Genomic DNA, 16,503 nt, shown 5'->3' with positions numbered 1-16,503 from the left:
GCCCCCCCCCCCCCCCGAGCCCGACCACCGCTCGACGACCGTCCCCGTCATGCCGGCCCCGAACCACCGGACACCGGCAACGCGCCCAACGCCGCCCGGGCTTCGTCCATCAGCCGCTCCACCAACTCCGCGCACGAGGGCAGATCCTCGATCACCCCCGCCGCCTGCCCCGCCGCCATCACGCCCAGATCCGTCCGCCCGTCCACCATCGCCGACCGCAACAGCATCGGCGTGTTCGCGGCGAGCAGCACCTGACTCCACGACAGGTCCTTGCCGTGCCGCAACGCCAACCCCTCACGCACCATCTGCCCCCACCCCAGCCCCGACAGCCGCCGGAACCGAGCCGCGTGCCGCACCGCCCGCGACAGCGCCCGCACCCGCCCCGACCGCTCCAGCGACTCCACCAGCTCCGTACGCAGCATGCGGTGCGGCAGGCCGTCCACCGCCCGCGTCACCGTCACGTCCCGGACCGTCGCCGCCAGATACCGCGCCTTCACCGCGTCCGGCACCGTCGAGTCCGACGTCAGCAGGAACCGCGTGCCCATCGCGACCCCCGCCGCTCCGTACGCCAGCGCCGCGACCAGGCCCCGCCCGTCGAAGAAGCCGCCCGCCGCCACCACCGGCACGTCCACGGCGTCCACGACCTGCGGCAGCAGCACCGTCGTCGCCACCTCCCCGGTGTGCCCGCCGCCCTCACCGCCCTGCACCAGCACCGCGTCCGCACCCCACGCCACGACCTTCTCCGCGTGCCGGCGCGCCCCCACGGACGGGATCACGACGACACCGGCCTCCTTCAGCTCGGCGATCAGCTCCCGGGACGGGGCCAGCGCGAACGACGCCACCCGCACCCCCTCGTCCACCATCACCCGCACCCTGTCCCCGGCGTCCCGCGCGTCCGCCCGCAGATTGACCCCGAACGGCGCAGCCGTACGGGACTTCACCTCACGTATCGCCTCCCGCAGCCCGTCGACGGTCATCGTCGCCGAGGCGAGGACGCCCAGCGCACCCGCGTTCGCCACCGCCGACACCAGACGCGGCCCGGCCACCCACCCCATCCCCGTCTGCACGATCGGACACCGGACGCCGACCAGCCGGGTGAACGCGGTCTCCATCAGTGCGCGACCTCCCGCACCCGGGCGCCCCCCGGATCGATCACCTCACGGATCAGCCGCAGCTCCTCCACCGTCGGCTCCCGCGTGAACGGCACCTCGTCCGGGACGCAGAGCGCGAACCCCGTCGCCTCCCGCACCTCCTCCACGCTCACCCCCGGATGCAGCGAGACCAGCCGCATCGAACGGTCGGGGCCGCCGAAGTCCAGGACGCACAGGTCGGTGACCACCCGCACGAGACGGTGGTGAGGGGCGTCGCCCGCACGGTCGTACCCCACCCCGCACACCATGTCGACCTTCTCCACGAAGACCCGCCGCGAGTGCCTCGGCACCCAGTAACTCGTCGGATTGTTCAGGGTGTTGACGGGCGCTCCCCGCACCCCGAGCAACTGCCGCACCGGCCGCGCCCAGTCGCCGATGCACGAGATGTTCTGGTTGCCGAACCGGTCGATCTGGCTCGCCCCCATCATCACGTGCCGCCGCCCTCCCGTCACCAGCGCCAGATGCTGCCGGTAGGGCAGCCACCCCTCGACGGCGCCGCCCGGGCCGACGAGCAGCGCCTCGCCGTCGGTCAGCAGCACCTGGGGCGCGAAGGTGAGCCGCGCGAGCCGGGCGCCGACCGAGGGGATCAGCCCCATGGGACTCACCAGGACCTCACCCGCCCCCCGCCACACCTCCGCGCAGGCGACGACGCAGTACTCGGCCCGGGTGACCGCCATCGAGCCGGTTCCTACCTCCGGCGAACCGGCCCCCACTTCCGTCGAGCCGTCCCGCGGCTCCGCCGAGCCGGCCCCCACTTCCGCCGAGCCGGCCCGGGCCCGCGTCGAGCCGTCCCACGCCTCCGCCAGCCCCCCGCGTTCCTCCGATCCACGCCCGGTCCGCTCCTGCTCCCGCTCCTTCACGTCTCCTCCCCGACCGCCGACTGGTACGCCCGTTCGTCCCCGGCGAGGTACCGCGCCGCGAACTGCGGCCACGCCGTGGTCGCGTACCGCTTCTGGAACGCCTCGTCCCGGCCGTAGTCGGGCGCGCACGACGTGAAGTGCGCCCCGTTCGGGGCCTCGACCACACCCGTCACCGTGTGCCGCTTAAGCAGCAGCGACTGCGGCGCCGCCTCCTTCGTCAACTCCGCCGTGTCGACGACCCGTTCGCAGGACACGTAGGCCGCGTCCGCCGCCTCGCAGAACAGGTCGTCGAAATAGGGGTCGGGCCCCAGATACTGCCCGTTGCCCAGCCGGTCGGCCCGGTTGACGTGCACCAGCGCCGCGTCCAGCCGCAGCGCGGGCATCGCCACGAACGTCTCCCCGTCCTCGTACGGCGAGGTCACCGTCCGCAGACCCGGGTTGACCCGCATCACGTCCGAACCCAGCCCCGCACGCACCGGCAGGAACGGCATCCGGTGGGCGGCCGCCCGCAGCCCCCACATGAACATCGCCTCGTCGACCTCCGTCAGCTCGAAGGCGCCCCGCTCTCGCGCCGCCCGGTAGTGCGGTTCGAGCGGGATCGAGTCCAGCGTGACGAAGGCCGTCACCAGTCTCCTGATCCGGCCGGCCGCCGCGAGCATGCCCACGTCCGGGCCGCCGTACGACACCACCGTCAGGTCCCCGACGTCGGAGCGGAGCAGCGCGCGGACCAGCGCCATCGGCTTGCGCCGTGAACCCCAGCCGCCGATCCCCAGCGTCATCCCGCTCTCCAGCCGGGACACCGCCTCCTCGGCGGTCATCGTCTTGTCGCTCACCCGCGTTCCCCCTTCCCGGCCCCCTCGGCCACTCCGAAGCGCGCCCGGACCCGCTCGCCCACCCCGCTCGCCCCCGCCTCGTAGGTGAACCCCTGCTCGAAGCGGTAGCTACGGCGGACGTCCACCGGATCGATGCCGTTGAGAGCGGCCTTGGCCAGCCGCAGCAACTCCCCGTCCTTCGCGGCGATCTCCCGGGCCAGCTCCAGCGCGCCCGCGACCACCTCGTCGGGAGGCACCACCCGCCACACCGCGCCGTGCGCCTGTAACTCCCGCGCCGAGACCGTGCGCGAGGTGTAGTACAGCGTGCGCATCAGATGCTGGGGGACCAGCCGGGCCAGATGCGTGGCCGCCCCCAGGGCTCCCCGGTCCAGCTCCGGCAGCCCGAACACCGCGTCCTCACCCGCCACGATCGCGTCCGCGTTCCCCACCAGCCCCACCCCGCCGCCCAGACAGAAACCCCGCACCGCCGCCACCACCGGCACCTCGCACTCGTACACCGCCGCGAACGCCTCGAAGCAGCCGCGGTTGGCCCCCACCAGCGCACCGTCTCCCCGCGCCTGTATCTCCTTGATGTCCACTCCCGCGTTGAAGCCCCGGCCCTCGGCGGCCAGCACCACGCACCGCACCTCAGGATCGCGGCCCGCCGTGCGGACCGCCTCGGCCAGGGCGAACCAGCCGGCCACCGGCACGGCGTTCACCGGCGGGAAGTCGAGCGTGACGACGGAAATCCCCTTTTCCGGGGACGAGGTGGAGACACCCATGGATGCATCAGCTACCTTCGCACTCAGCTACCTTTCCACCAAACATTTGTTAGGTGTGAAGCTTCGAAGCTAGCAGTCGCCGCGGACGAGCGGGAGGGCCTGTGGATAACTCGCTGCACGGCAGAACGGCCGTCATCACCGGCGGCACCCGCGGAGTCGGCGCCGGCATCGCGCAGGCCTTCGCCGACGCCGGCGCCCACGTCATCGTCTGCGCCCGCCGGCCCCCCGAACTCCCGTTGCCCAAAACGGAGTTCGCCGAACTGGACGTCCGGGACGCCGAAGCCGTACGGTGCTTCTTCGCCGACCTGCCCGGCCTCGACGTACTCGTCAACAACGCGGGCGGCGCCCCGCACCGCCCCCTCGCCCCCACCGACGCCGGACACCATGTCCGCGTCCTCGAACTCAACCTCGTAGCCCCGCTGACCGTGTCCCTCGCCGCCTACGAACACCTCCGGCGCGCCCGCGGCTCGATCGTGATGATCGGCAGCGTCAGCGGCTCCCGCCCCTCGCCCGGCACCGCCGCCTACGGCGCGGCCAAGGCAGGCCTGGAGAGCCTCGCCCGCTCGATGGCCGTCGAATGGGCGCCGGACGTCCGCGTCAACACCGTCGTCCCCGGCATGGTCCGCACCGAGCGGTCCCATCTCCACTACGGGGACGACGACGGCGTCGCCGCCGTCGCCCGCACCGTGCCCCTCGGCCGACTCGCCGAGCCCCGCGACATCGGCGCGGCGGCCGTCTTCCTCGCCTCCGACGCCGCCGCCTACATCAGCGGCGCCGGCCTCCTCGTCCACGGCGGCGGCGAGCGGCCCGCGTTCCTCGACGCGGCAGGCGTGGCAGGCGTGGCAGGCGCGACGACGCCAGACAAGGAGAAGTGAGATGACAGGACTGTGCACGGGGCGGGTCGTCGTCGTCACCGGCGCCGGACGGGGCCTTGGCCGCGCCCACGCCCTCGCGTTCGCCGCCGAGGGCGCCCGGCTCGTCGTCAACGACCTCGACGTCGGCCTCGACGGCGCATCCGGCCCCGGCGACGCCTCCCACCCCGGCGGGGCTCCCGGCGTCGACAGCCCCGCCGCCCGCGTCGCCGCCGAGATCCGCGCCGCCGGCGGCGAGGCTGTCGCCCACACCGGCGACATCGCCACCACCGAGGGCGCCGCCTCCCTCGTCGCCACCGCGCTGGAGACGTACGGCCGCCTCGACACCCTCGTCAACAACGCCGGCTTCCTGCGCGACCGGATGCTCGTCAACCTCGACGAGGACGACTGGGACGCCGTCGTACGCGTCCACCTCAAGGGCCACTTCCTGCCCCTCAAGCACGCCGCCGCGCACTGGCGCGCCGAGGCCAAGGCCGGCCGCGCACCCGGCGCCCGGATCATCAACACCAGCAGCGGCGCGGGACTGCTCGGCTCGGTCGGACAGGGCAACTACAGCGCCGCCAAAGCCGGCATCCTCACCCTCACCCTGGTCGCCGCCGCCGAACTGGCCCGCTACGGCGTCCAGGTCAACGCCATCGCCCCCGCCGCCCGCACCCGTATGACCGAACGCACCTTCGCCGACACCATGGCCGCTCCCGCCGCGGGCTTCGACGCGATGGCCCCCGAGAACGTCTCCCCGCTCGTCGTCTGGCTCGGCTCCGCCGCCAGCGAGGGCGTCACCGGCCGCGTGTTCGAGGCGGAGGGCGGCCGCATCACCGTCATGGAGGGCTGGCGAGCCGGCCCGACCGTGGACAAGGGCGCACGCTGGACCCCGGCGGACGCGGGGGAGACGGCACGCATGCTGCTGGAGCGGGCGGAACCGCCGGGGAGGGTGTACGGGGCATGACAGCCGGGCCGGCCCCCGCTTCAAAGCCGCCCCGCCCCGCGGCTGCCCGGCTCCGGCCCTTCCCCACGGCCGGCCGCCTCCGGCTATGTGTCGCACTCCAGCACCGTCCGGCACAACCCGCACCGCGCCCGCACCCGCCCGCGCACCGGCACCCGGATCCGCTGAAGACACGTCGGACACGAGAACGCCACCCGCAGCGGACCGCCCGCGTCCGGGACGAAGTCGTACGGCGCGTCCGCGACGACGGCGAGCGGCTGGTGGTCCTGCGCGTGCCGCCGGTCACGCGCGTACCGCCGCCGCCCCGACCACCCCGCCGCTGACAACGGCGGCTGCCGCTCGTCGAGCCGCGCCCGCTCCCGCCCCCGCACATACGCCGTGTACGCCTGCGCACTGGTGAACCACGTCGACGGGTCCTCCCCGAAGACCAGCGCCCGCTTCGCCAGCACGTACCCGAACTCCTCCGGAGTCAGATACCCCAGCTTCTGCGACGAGACCGCGTCCTCCCGGTAGGCGTCCAGCAGCAACCAGCCCGCACCCAGATACGTCGTCGCCGTGTCGGTGAGGATCTCGTTCTCCCGGGTCCCGGGGAACGACAGGCCCAGCCGGTGCAGGAAGACATGCATGATCTCGTGGGCCAGCGCCGCGCCGATGTCCCGCCGATGCGACCGGAACCGTTCGTTGAGCTCGACGAAGTACTCCGGGCCAGCCGCCAGCTCCACGTTCGCCGCGTGCCGCATCTCACGGAACCCCACGATCATCCGGGCGTCCGGCAGCCGGTAGTGCCGCACCAGCTCACGCGCCACCCGCTGCGCCCCCAGATACAGGTCGTCGGAGTCGCAGAACGCCACGTCCGCCGGGGCCACGCTGACCGCGAACCGGTGCACCGTGTCGTACGACAACCGCCTGTACAGCGCCGTGACGGCCGCCCGCACCGTCTCCAGATGCGGAAAGCCGTGCTCGACCGGACCACCGTTCGCCACGTCCGTACCCCCAAGACGTCCCGGCACGCCGTGCAGCCGTCTCCACTGTACGAGGATCCGAATCGTACGAGGATGCGAACCGTACAAGGGCCCGAACCGTACGAGGATCCGACGACACGACAACCCCCGACCGCCCGCCCATCCCACCGCCCGCCCACCCCGCCACCAGGGACGACGGACTAGGGTGAACGCCCATGACGACCAGCGACACCAGCAGCACCGCAACCGGCGACGTCGACCCCGCCGTCCGCGAAGAGCTCGAACGGCTGCGGGCCAGCATCGACAACATCGACGCCGCCGTCATCCACATGCTCGCCGAACGCTTCAAGGCGACCCAGCAGGTCGGCCACCTCAAGGCCCGCCACCAGCTGCCCGCCGCCGACCCCGCGCGAGAGGCACGCCAGATCGCCCGGCTGCGCGCCCTCGCCGAGAGCGCCAAACTCGACCCGGCCTTCGCCGAGAAGTTCCTCAACTTCATCGTCGCCGAGGTCATCCGCCACCACGAGCGCATCGCCGACGACACCGTCAACGGCGCGGCCCCCACCACCGGCTGACCTCGACGGACGGCCCCGCACGCCGGCCCGCCGCACCACCCGCACCCCCGTCGGCGCCCGTCGCGCCGCACCCACCCGTACGAACCGGCCGGTACGCCGTGTCAGCCGACGAGCACTGCGCGTCAGGGTTCCGACGTAAGCTGGTGGTCCCATCGCGGAGGGACGTCGGGTCATGCCGTCGGATGCCAAGATCCTCATCGTCGACGACCACCAGGACACGCTGTACGCGCTCGAAAGCGCACTGGCCCCCCTGGGATACCGCCTCGCCCGCGCCACCAGCGGCGACGAAGCACTCAAGCAGGTACTGCGCGGACAGGTCGGCCTGCTCCTGCTCGACGTGCGCATGCCCGGCGTCAGCGGACTCGACGTCGTGCGCTACATGCGGCGGCTGGAACAGACCCAGCACATCCCCGTCATCCTGCTCACCGGCTTCGGACCCGACCACGAACTGACCTCCGCCGCCTTCGAACTACGCGTCGCCGACCTCGTCATGAAACCCGTCGACCCCTGGGCACTGCGCACCAAAGTCCGCTACCTCTACGACGCCCACCGACGCCACCTCGCCCTCGAACACGAAGTACGCGCCCTGCGCGCACTGGTCAAAGACCCCGCGGACGCCGTCCCCGACACCCGCGTCCCCCTCCAACGCGAAAACGACCCCCACCCCCCGCTCTCCACAGCCCCCTAGTACGGCGGCTCCGGCGCGAGAAGCGACAAAGGGTGCGTACCGATCCGCCCCTGTGCCCCCGCCGCGCCATCAGGCAGCATGGCCCCCATGTCCGTACTGACGCGCGACGAAGCGCAGACCCGTGCCCAGCTCCTCGACGTCCGCGACTACACCGTCGAACTCGACCTGACCACCGGCGACGAGACCTTCGAGTCCCTGACCGTCATCCGGTTCACCGCGCGCACGGGCGCGGACACCTTCGTCGAGCTCAAGCCGGCCACCCTGCACACCGCCACCCTCGACGGGAAACCCCTCGACACGCAACTCCTCGACGACAACCGCCTGCCCCTGAAGAACCTCACCGCCGGCGACCACGAACTCACCGTCCGGGCCACCATGCGCTACTCCCGCACCGGCGAGGGCATGCACCGCTTCACCGACCCCTCCGACGGCGAAACCTACGTCTACACCCAGATGTTCATGGACGACGTCCAACGCGTCTTCGCCGCCTTCGACCAGCCCGACCTCAAAGCCGTCTTCACCCTCACCGTCAAAGCCCCCGACGGCTGGACCGTCCTCGCCAACGGCATCACCGAACACACCGACGGCACCTGGAAAGCCGCCCCCACCCCACCCATCTCCACCTACCTCGTCGCCGTCGCCGCCGGCCCCTGGCACTCCGTCCACACCGAACACCGCGACCTCCCCTTCGGCATCCACTGCCGCCGCTCCCTCGCCCCCTACCTCGACGCCGACGCCGACGAGATCCTCGACGTCACACGCGCGTGCTTCGACCGCTACCACGAGAAGTTCGAAGAGCCCTACCCCTTCGACTCCTACGACCAGGCATTCGTCCCCGAGTTCAACGCCGGCGCCATGGAGAACCCCGGACTGGTCACCTTCCGCGACGACTTCGTCTACCGCTCCGCCGTCACCGACACCGAACGCCAGACCCGCGCCATGGTCATCGCCCACGAGATGGCCCACATGTGGTTCGGCGACCTCGTCACCCTCAAGTGGTGGGACGACATCTGGCTCAACGAGTCCTTCGCCGAGTACATGGGCTACCAGACCACCGCCGAAGCAACCCGCTTCACCGCCACCTGGACCGAGTTCGGCGTCGTCCGCAAAGCCTGGGGCTACGACGCCGACCAACGCCCCTCCACCCACCCCGTCGCCCCCGAGAACGTCGAGGACACCGCCTCCGCCCTCCTCAACTTCGACGGCATCTCCTACGCCAAGGGCGCCTCCGCCCTACGCCAACTCGTCACCTGGCTCGGCGAGAAGGACTTCCTCGCCGGCATCAACACCCACTTCGCCCGCCACCGCTTCGCCAACGCCACCCTCGCCGACTTCATCGACTCCCTCGCCTCCAGCACCCAACGCGACGTCCACGCCTGGGCCGACGCCTGGCTGCGCACCACCGGCGTCGACACCCTCACCCCCACCGTCACCACCGACGCCGGACAGTGCGCCCTCACCGTCGAACACACCGGCAACCGCCCCCACCGCATCGCCGTCGGCCTCTACGACCAGGACCACTCCGACGAAGACGGCCACCTCACCCTGCGCGAACACCTCGAGATCGACATCCCCCAGACCACCCCCCACCCCATCGGCAAACGCCCCGCCCTGCTCCTCCTCAACGACCGCGACCTCACCTACACCAAGATCCGCTTCGACCCCGCCTCCCACGACACCGTCCGCACCGCCCTCTCCGGCCTCCCCGACCCCCTCACCCGCGCCGTCGTCTGGAACGCCCTGCGCGACGCCGTCCGCGACGGCGAACTCACCCCCACCGCCTACCTGGACACCGCCCGCGCCCACCTCCCCCAGGAAACCGACCTCGCCCTCGTCCAAGGCGTCCTCGCCTTCGCCTCCGGCCAGATCGCCGACCGCTACGTCACCCCCGAAGAACGCCCCGCCGCCCTCGCCACCCTCTCCTCCCTCTGCCGCGACCTCATCCGCCGCACCGAGGACGGCGACCACCCCGGCCTGCGCCTCGTCGCCGTACGCCACTTCATCGACGCCGCCGCACACCCCGAGACCCTCGCCGCCTGGCTCGCCGACGGCACCGTCCCCGGCGGCCCCGAACTCGACCCCGACCTGCGCTGGCGCGTCCTCGCCCGCCTCGCCGTCCTCGGCGCCACCGACGAAACCGCCATCGCCGCCGAACTCGAACGCGACCCCTCCGCCGACGGCCAGGAAGGCGCCGCCCGCTGCCGCGCCGCCCTGCCCGACCCACACGCCAAGGAACAGGCGTGGACGGCGATGTTCGACGGCGACGACCTCTCCAACTACCTGTTCACCGCCACCGCCCAGGGCTTCTGGCAGCCCGAACAGGCCGACCTGGTACGCGCGTACGTGCCCCGCTTCTACGACGACGCGGCCGCCCTCGCCACCCGGCGGGGCCCCGCCATCGCCGACGCCGCCGGCCGCTGGGCCTTCCCCGCCTACGCCGTCGACGCCGAGAACCTCGCCCTCGGCGAGACGTGCCTGCGCGACGCCGACCTCACCCCGTCACTGCGCCGCAAACTCCACGACCAGCTCGACGACCTCGCACGGGCCCTGCGGGTACGCGGCGCCTGACAACGGCCGCCACGGGCGGGCCGGCCACCACCCGGGGGCCGGCCCGGAGACACCCGAGGGCGGACCCCGAACCACCAGGGAGGGCGGCCATGGGCCCGCCCTCCCTCTTTCGGGTCCACTTCCCCTCCGGCCACGGCGTGTCGCCACCACCGGCGACACACTGGGACTCCCCGCGCCACCGAGGAGCCCCCCACGCATGAACACGCCACCCCCACAAGCCGACCCCTCCCACGACACCGACACCCCCCGCGACCTCGTCGGCATCGGCATCGGCCCCTGCAACCTCTCCCTCGCCGCCCTCGCCCACCCCCTCACCGACCTCGACACCGCCTTCTACGAACAACGCCCCGCCTTCACCTGGCACCCCGGCCTCCTCCTCGACGGCACCCGCGTCCAAGTCCCCTTCCTCGCCGACCTCGTCACCCTCGCCGACCCCACCAACACCTGGTCCTTCCTCAACTACCTCAAAGCCCAGGACCGCCTCTTCCCCTTCTACTTCGCCGAACGCCTCCACCCCGAACGCGCCGAATACGACGCCTACTGCCGCTGGGTCGCCGACCACCTCCCCGCACTCCACTTCCGCCACCACGTCGACGCCGTCCACTGGAACCCCGAACACGAACTCTTCGACATCGACTACGTCCAACTCGACACCGACGGACAAGCCCGAACCCCCGGCCGCACCCGCACCCGCAACGTCGTCCTCGGCATCGGCACCGAACCCCACATCCCCGACCCCCTGCGCCCCCTCGCCGACACCCCCGGCGCAGCCGTCGTGCACACCGCCGACTACCTCCACCACCGCAGCGCACTCCTCGCCGCCGGCCACGTCACCGTCGTCGGCTCAGGACAATCCGGAGCCGAAGTCTTCCTCGACCTCCTGCGCCACCGCCCCACCGGCCACGAACGCCTCCACTGGATCGGCCGCACCCCGGCGTTCGCCCCCATGGAGTACTCCAAACTCGGCCTCGAACACTTCACCCCCGACCACACCCGCTACTTCCACGCCCTCCCCGAAACCACCCGCGACCGCCTCGTCGCCGCCCAATGGCAACTCCACAAAGGCATCGACGCCGACACCCTCGCCGCCATCCACGACGAGCTCTACCGCCGCACCCTCCACGGCGGCTGGCCCGACGCCGTCCTCACCCCCGGCGTCCGCGTCCGCACCGCCGGACGCATCGCCACCACCAAAATCGAACTCCACCTCGAACACATCCAGCAGAACACCCGCGCCCGCCTCACCACCGACGCCGTCGTCCTCGCCACCGGCCACCGCGAACGCCCCCTCGACACCCTCCTCGCCGGCCTCGACCCCTACCTCCGCCGCGACAACGCCCACCGCCCCCGCATCGACACCGACTTCCGCCTCATCCTCGACCCCGCCATCACCACCACCGGCTGCCACATCTACGTACAGAACGGCGAACGCCACACCCACGGCGTCGGCGCACCCGACCTCGGCCTCGCCGCCTGGCGCAGCGCCTCCATCCTCAACACCCTCACCGGCAAGGAGCACTACCCCCTCCCGCACCGAACCGCCTTCACCACCTTCGGCCTCGAACAACACCGGCCCCAGATCCCGCCCAGCCGCCGCCCCGCAGAGCTCATCCCCCTGGCGGACGGGATCTGACACCTACCGAAAACCACCTACCGGCGAAACACCCCGGCCTAGAACACCGGCGTCCCGTTCCGCGTCAACTTCCAGTCCACCGACGCGAACTCCGCCGGGTCGATCGACCCCTTCGCCTTCACCCACGCGATCATCGTGTTGCGGATCTCGTCCGAGTTCGACCACACCATCTTCGCCGCCGCCACATGCGGGAAGTTGCCACCGCCGTTCGCCCGGTAGTTGTTCACCGCGAACACGAACTGAGCGTCATCAGCCAGCGGCGCACCCTCGAACCGCACGTTCGACACCCGCGACCCCGCAGCCTTCGCGATGTCGATCTCGTACGTCAGACCACTGACCACGTCGTAGTTGTAGTCCGGAGTGCCGTTCGCGTTCGTCAGCTTCGCCGGATCCACCACCGCGTCCGCCGCCGTCTGCACGTAGTAGTTCGCCGAGTACTCCAGATACGCCTTCATCTGCGCACCCGTCATCAGACGCGCCTCCAGCGTGTTCTCGAACACGTACAGACCCGCCACATCCCGGATCGTCACCTGACCCGCCGGGATCACCGCCGTACGCGAGAACGCCGCCGCCTGCGACAGCACCGGCAGCGCCGCGTACTGCGTACCCGCCAGCGCCTTCTTCACCGTGTCGGCCTGGATGTGGTTGATCAGGTCGATGATCGGCACGTCCTTGTACGGCGCCTCCACCGACCGCATCTCCGCCGCGTTCGTCCCGATGACCTGGTTGACGTACGCCACGACCTTCTTGTGCTCGTCACCGAGCAGCCGCACGATCTCCTGGTCCTCCTCCACCGTGTTGGAGTTCAGGACCTGCGCGCCCACCTTCTCGACCGTCCAGCCGCCGTCGGCCCGCACCAGCTCGAAGTCGAACAGCGTCAGCCGCTGCCCCCACTTCAACGGCTCCGACAGCACCACCCGCTTGCCGGTCGCCTTGTTCGTGACGAAGTACTCGGCAATCTCCGTGTGCGCGTGACCCACCAGGATCGCGTCGATCCCCGGCACCTGCTCCGCCACCAGCGCCGCCGCGTTCTCGATGTACGGCAGCTGGTCACCGTAGGACGACGTCCCCGACGAACCGCTGTGCGCCGACACGATGACCACGTCCGCACCCATCGACCGCAGCTTCGGCACCCACTTCGCCGCCTGCTCCTCCAGACCCGGGAACGTCATCTTCCCCTGCACGTTCGCCTTGTCCCAGATCGCGATCCCCGGGTTGGTCAGCCCCAGCACCGCCACCTTCACGTCCGGACCGTGCGGATTGCGCAGCCGGTGCATGCTGTACGGCGCGAACGCCGGGAGCAGCGTCTTCGCGTCCAGCGCGTTCGCACCCAGCAGCGGGAAATCGCACTGCTTCTCGAACTTGCGCAGCACCGGAATGCCGTAGTTGAACTCGTGGTTCCCGAGCGCCGCCGCGTCGTAGCCGATCGCGTTCATCGCCTGCGCCATCGGGTGCACCGGACCGCCCTTGGCGGTGATCGGGTCGACCTTCGCGTAGTAGTACGACAGCTGCGTGCCCTGGATGGTGTCGCCCGCGTCGATCAGCAGCGTGTTCCCACGGCCCTTCTCCTCACGGATCCGGTTCACCAGGGTGGAGATCTTCGCCAGACCGACGTCGTTGTGCGCCTTGTCGTCGAACTCCTGGTCCGTGAAGTAGTCCCAGTTGAAGACGTTGCCGTGCAGGTCCGTCGTCCCCATCACGGTGAACGCGTACCGCTTGGCGGGCTTCGCCGGCTTCGCGGGCTTCGTCCCCTCCGCCGCCTGGGCCGCCGGAGCCGCGGCAGCCCCCGCGATCGCCACCCCCGCGCCCGTCACGGCGGACCTCTTCAAGAACTTCCGGCGGTTGAACGGCATGTGTTGCTCTCCTCGAAGGACGATCCCGAACGCCTGCCGGCCAAACCGGCAACGCGCGTAGATTCTGACCTGCGCATGGCGAACCGGAACAGACCCCGGAGGTTGCGATCTGGTGATCCCGGTCACTCCACCCCACCCCACGGCCGCACGCGAACGCCCACCGGACGCCCGCACGGCCCACCCGCTCACCCGAGCGCATTCACCCAGGACCCGTCACCGAGAAGACCTTCCCACAGCCCCCAATTCACCCTTTCGGGGAATTCGAAGAACGCGAAAACATGCTCATCAGAGCGGCTGCCCGCACAATTCCGCGCCCGTCAACCACCCTTCACCCAAAGGACGTTGACCAGCCACCTGCCGCCAAAGCCTTACCCGGCGGTAAGACATAGGCTCACCACATGCGCCGAGCAAAAATCGTCTGCACCCTGGGCCCCGCCACCGACTCCTACGACCGCCTCAAAGCCCTCGTAGAAGCCGGAATGGACGTCGCCCGATTCAACCTCAGCCACGGCGACCACGCCGAACACGAGGAGCGCTACCGGCGCGTCCGCAAGGCCGCCGACGAGACCGGCCACAGCGTCGGCCTCCTCGCCGACCTCCAGGGCCCCAAGATCCGCCTCGGCCGCTTCACCGAAGGCCCCGTCCTCCTCGAACGAGACGACACCTTCACCATCACCGTCGAAGAAGGCGTCGAAGGCGACCGCCACACCTGCGGCACCACCTACGCCGGCCTCGCCACCGACGTCACCCCCGGCGAACGCATCCTCGTCGACGACGGCAAAGTCACCCTCGAAGTCACCGACATCGACGGCCCCCGCGTCCACACCCGCGTCCTCGACGGCGGCGTCATCTCCGACCACAAAGGCCTCAACCTCCCCGGCGTCGCCGTCTCCGTCCCCCCCCTCTCCAAAAAAGACGAGGACGACCTGCGCTGGGCACTGCGCACCGGCTTCGACGTCATCGCCCTGTCCTTCGTCCGCACCGGCAACGACATCACCGACGTCCACCGCATCATGGACGAGGAAGGCCGCCGCCTCCCCGTCATCGCCAAGATCGAGAAACCGCAGGCCGTCGAGAACATCGACGACATCGTCGCCGCCTTCGACGGCATCATGGTCGCCCGCGGCGACCTCGGCGTCGAAATGCCACTGGAGCAGGTCCCCATCGTCCAGAAGCGCGCGATCAAACTCGCCAAGCGCAACGCCAAGCCGGTCATCGTCGCCACCCAGATGCTCGACTCCATGATCGACAACTCCCGCCCCACCCGCGCCGAAGCCTCCGACGTCGCCAACGCCGTCATCGACGGCACCGACGCGGTGATGCTCTCCGGCGAGACCAGCGTCGGCAAACACCCCGTCCAGACCGTCCGCACCATGGCCAAGATCGTCACGGCGGCCGAGGAGGACATCCTCGCCAAAGGGCTCCCGCCCCTCACCGAGAACAGCAAACCCCGCACCCAGGGCGGCGCGGTCGCCCGCGCGGCCGCCGAGATCGGCGACTTCCTCGACGCCAAGTTCCTCGTCGCCTTCACCCAGTCAGGCGACACCGCCCGCCGCCTATCCCGCTACCGCTCACCTATCCCGCTCCTCGCCTTCACCCCCGAACCGGCGACCCGCTCCCAGCTCAGCGCGACCTGGGGCGTGGAGACGTTCCTGGGCCCACAGGCCGGCTCGACGGACGCGATGGTCGACCAGGTGGACGAGATGTTGTTGCGGTACGGCCGCTGCCGGAAGGGCGACATCGTCGTGATCACGGCCGGCTCCCCGCCGGGAGTCTCCGGCTCGACGAACCTGGTACGGGTGCACCACGTCGGCGAGGACGACAGCCCCCGGTAGGTGTCAGTGCTTCGGTCCCACGTGGGCGTCGAGCAGGGCGACGGAGGCTTTGCGGGCGACGGAGATGTTGAACGGGTCGCTGGCACGAGCGAGGGTGGTCCACTCGACGCCGACTTTGTCGAGGGTGTCCGTGAAGAGCCGCCGGATGTCGTCCGACTTGTTGGTGAAGAAGTACCGCGGGTATTCGTAGCGCTTGCGCTCACCGGCAACGAGGCGGGTCGTCCAGTTGGTGATGCGGCAGCCGTCGGAGTGGATGAGGCCCCGGATGAAGTCCCAGGGGTGGCTGTCGACGATGGCCTGCTGCCAGGGTTCGAGGGCGATCCGGCGCTCGTGCTTCCTGCCGGGGCCGTGTTGAGGGAAGAGGCACCACAGGTGCTTGGAGTACACCTTCACTTCCCGGCAGCCTTTTCGGCGCACCCTGCACACCGAGTTTCCGGGGAGCACCTGCCGCATGGCCCTTTCGCACTCGTCCATGAGCCCTGGGTGTGAATCCGCGCAGGCGACGGACAGGCTTGGCGTTCGCATGGCGCGGTTCTGGATGATGTGGCCGTCGCCGAGATAGAGGCCGAGGAGGTAGGAGTAGGCGGGCAGGTTCAGCTCGCCGTCACATCGCGGGCACGGTGGAGCCGTTCGACCGGGACACTCGCCGCGTTTGCTGCGGTCCATGTGCTTCCAGTAACTGATCGTCCCGACCGGGACGTTGAGGCGACGAGCTACTTCAGCATTCCGCTCGCCGTCACGGAGCTGGGCCAGAGCCTTCTGTCGAACCTCGGTGCCATGAAGGTGCATACGAGCACTCTGCGTGACTGATCTCGACTGGAGGTACGAAAAAGCGGAGGTTCACGAGAATGTGAACCTCCGCTTAAGGGTGCCGGGTGCGGGACTCGAACCCGCAAGCCCTCTCGGGCAGATGTGTTTGAGACATCCGTGTATGCCATTCCACCAACCCGGCAGGAGTGGCTGCTCGGA

Annotated in this window: 14 protein-coding genes and 1 tRNA gene; 7 read left to right on the top strand and 8 right to left on the bottom strand. The window is 70.6% G+C overall.

The window, feature by feature from the left end:
• Positions 1-47: 47 nt before the first annotated feature.
• The 4 genes from ACFYXA_RS14015 to ACFYXA_RS14000 form a co-directional block, all read right to left on the bottom strand.
• Complete coding sequence (locus ACFYXA_RS14015) at positions 48-1,112, bottom strand: NAD(P)H-dependent flavin oxidoreductase (protein ID WP_389032231.1); 1,065 nt, start codon at positions 1,110-1,112, stop codon at positions 48-50.
• Positions 1,112-1,828, bottom strand: coding sequence for a CoA-transferase subunit beta (locus tag ACFYXA_RS14010; protein WP_389033382.1), 717 nt, complete (start codon positions 1,826-1,828; stop codon positions 1,112-1,114). Before ACFYXA_RS14010 ends, ACFYXA_RS14015 begins: the two co-directional genes overlap by 1 nt.
• A 179-nt stretch (positions 1,829-2,007) precedes the next feature.
• Positions 2,008-2,844, bottom strand: a complete 837-nt coding sequence (locus tag ACFYXA_RS14005; protein ID WP_389032228.1) for a CoA transferase subunit A — start codon at positions 2,842-2,844, stop codon at positions 2,008-2,010.
• Positions 2,841-3,605 carry an enoyl-CoA hydratase family protein gene (locus tag ACFYXA_RS14000; protein ID WP_389032225.1) on the bottom strand — a complete coding sequence of 255 codons (765 nt, stop codon included), beginning with the start codon at positions 3,603-3,605 and terminating at the stop codon, positions 2,841-2,843. The genes ACFYXA_RS14005 and ACFYXA_RS14000 overlap by 4 nt, the downstream gene beginning before the upstream one ends.
• Before the next feature lie 101 nt (positions 3,606-3,706).
• On the opposite strand from ACFYXA_RS14000, the gene ACFYXA_RS13995 reads away from it, so the two are divergent.
• A complete protein-coding gene (locus ACFYXA_RS13995) occupies positions 3,707-4,480 on the top strand; it encodes an SDR family oxidoreductase (protein ID WP_389032223.1) in 774 nt (257 codons plus the stop codon).
• 1 nt (position 4,481) lies between these two features.
• On the top strand, positions 4,482-5,423 hold the full coding sequence (locus ACFYXA_RS13990) for an SDR family oxidoreductase (protein ID WP_389032220.1): 942 nt from the start codon (positions 4,482-4,484) through the stop codon (positions 5,421-5,423).
• 83 nt (positions 5,424-5,506) lie between these two features.
• On the opposite strand, the gene ACFYXA_RS13985 is transcribed toward ACFYXA_RS13990, so the two are convergent.
• Positions 5,507-6,403, bottom strand: coding sequence for a hypothetical protein (locus ACFYXA_RS13985; protein ID WP_389032217.1), 897 nt, complete (start codon positions 6,401-6,403; stop codon positions 5,507-5,509).
• A gap of 194 nt (positions 6,404-6,597) precedes the next feature.
• Between ACFYXA_RS13985 and ACFYXA_RS13980 the strand changes: the two genes are divergently transcribed.
• The 4 genes from ACFYXA_RS13980 (at position 6,598) to ACFYXA_RS13965 (ending at position 11,846) form a co-directional block, all read left to right on the top strand.
• Positions 6,598-6,957 (top strand): chorismate mutase, encoded by a 360-nt coding sequence (locus ACFYXA_RS13980; protein ID WP_351093075.1) that lies wholly within the window; start codon positions 6,598-6,600, stop codon positions 6,955-6,957.
• A 172-nt stretch (positions 6,958-7,129) separates the two neighbouring features.
• Positions 7,130-7,645 carry a response regulator gene (locus tag ACFYXA_RS13975; protein ID WP_352246244.1) on the top strand — a complete coding sequence of 172 codons (516 nt, stop codon included), beginning with the start codon at positions 7,130-7,132 and terminating at the stop codon, positions 7,643-7,645.
• Positions 7,646-7,732: 87 nt separating this feature from the next.
• The gene (gene pepN / locus ACFYXA_RS13970; protein WP_352246243.1) at positions 7,733-10,213 is read left to right on the top strand and encodes an aminopeptidase N; all 2,481 of its coding nucleotides are present in this window, start codon (positions 7,733-7,735) and stop codon (positions 10,211-10,213) included.
• Positions 10,214-10,409: 196 nt separating this feature from the next.
• Positions 10,410-11,846, top strand: coding sequence for a lysine N(6)-hydroxylase/L-ornithine N(5)-oxygenase family protein (locus ACFYXA_RS13965; RefSeq protein WP_389032212.1), 1,437 nt, complete (start codon positions 10,410-10,412; stop codon positions 11,844-11,846).
• A gap of 38 nt (positions 11,847-11,884) precedes the next feature.
• Here the strand turns inward: ACFYXA_RS13965 and ACFYXA_RS13960 are convergent, their stop codons facing one another.
• Positions 11,885-13,699 (bottom strand): bifunctional metallophosphatase/5'-nucleotidase, encoded by a 1,815-nt coding sequence (locus ACFYXA_RS13960; protein ID WP_389032209.1) that lies wholly within the window; start codon positions 13,697-13,699, stop codon positions 11,885-11,887.
• 398 nt (positions 13,700-14,097) lie between these two features.
• Here ACFYXA_RS13960 and pyk point away from each other — a divergent pair, with 398 nt between their 5' ends.
• A complete protein-coding gene (pyk, locus tag ACFYXA_RS13955; RefSeq protein WP_389032206.1) occupies positions 14,098-15,534 on the top strand; it encodes a pyruvate kinase in 1,437 nt (478 codons plus the stop codon).
• Positions 15,535-15,537: 3 nt separating this feature from the next.
• Here the strand turns inward: pyk and ACFYXA_RS13950 are convergent, their stop codons facing one another.
• Complete coding sequence (locus tag ACFYXA_RS13950) at positions 15,538-16,323, bottom strand: helix-turn-helix domain-containing protein (RefSeq protein WP_389032203.1); 786 nt, start codon at positions 16,321-16,323, stop codon at positions 15,538-15,540.
• Positions 16,324-16,403: 80 nt separating this feature from the next.
• Positions 16,404-16,486 (bottom strand) — tRNA-Leu (locus tag ACFYXA_RS13945).
• Between the last annotated feature and the right edge of the window lie 17 nt (positions 16,487-16,503).

This window comes from Streptomyces sp. NPDC002566 (assembly GCF_042889585.1).
Lineage (GTDB): Bacteria > Actinomycetota > Actinomycetes > Streptomycetales > Streptomycetaceae > Streptomyces.
The sequence above is the reverse complement of the archived record's forward strand: the minus strand, read 5'-3'. Positions and strand labels throughout refer to the sequence as shown.

What these genes read in the sequence shown, in the direction of transcription:
- pyk (WP_389032206.1), top strand. Translation starts at nt 14,098, where the DNA reads ATGCGCCGAGCAAAAATCGTCTGCACCCTGGGCCCCGCCACCGACTCC.
- pepN (WP_352246243.1), top strand. Translation starts at nt 7,733, where the DNA reads ATGTCCGTACTGACGCGCGACGAAGCGCAGACCCGTGCCCAGCTCCTC.
- ACFYXA_RS14000 (WP_389032225.1), bottom strand. Translation starts at nt 3,605, where the DNA reads ATGGGTGTCTCCACCTCGTCCCCGGAAAAGGGGATTTCCGTCGTCACG.
- ACFYXA_RS13990 (WP_389032220.1), top strand. Translation starts at nt 4,482, where the DNA reads ATGACAGGACTGTGCACGGGGCGGGTCGTCGTCGTCACCGGCGCCGGA.
- ACFYXA_RS13980 (WP_351093075.1), top strand. Translation starts at nt 6,598, where the DNA reads ATGACGACCAGCGACACCAGCAGCACCGCAACCGGCGACGTCGACCCC.
- ACFYXA_RS14010 (WP_389033382.1), bottom strand. Translation starts at nt 1,828, where the DNA reads ATGGCGGTCACCCGGGCCGAGTACTGCGTCGTCGCCTGCGCGGAGGTG.
- ACFYXA_RS13960 (WP_389032209.1), bottom strand. Translation starts at nt 13,699, where the DNA reads ATGCCGTTCAACCGCCGGAAGTTCTTGAAGAGGTCCGCCGTGACGGGC.
- ACFYXA_RS14015 (WP_389032231.1), bottom strand. Translation starts at nt 1,112, where the DNA reads ATGGAGACCGCGTTCACCCGGCTGGTCGGCGTCCGGTGTCCGATCGTG.
- ACFYXA_RS13975 (WP_352246244.1), top strand. Translation starts at nt 7,130, where the DNA reads ATGCCGTCGGATGCCAAGATCCTCATCGTCGACGACCACCAGGACACG.
- ACFYXA_RS13950 (WP_389032203.1), bottom strand. Translation starts at nt 16,323, where the DNA reads ATGCACCTTCATGGCACCGAGGTTCGACAGAAGGCTCTGGCCCAGCTC.
- ACFYXA_RS13965 (WP_389032212.1), top strand. Translation starts at nt 10,410, where the DNA reads ATGAACACGCCACCCCCACAAGCCGACCCCTCCCACGACACCGACACC.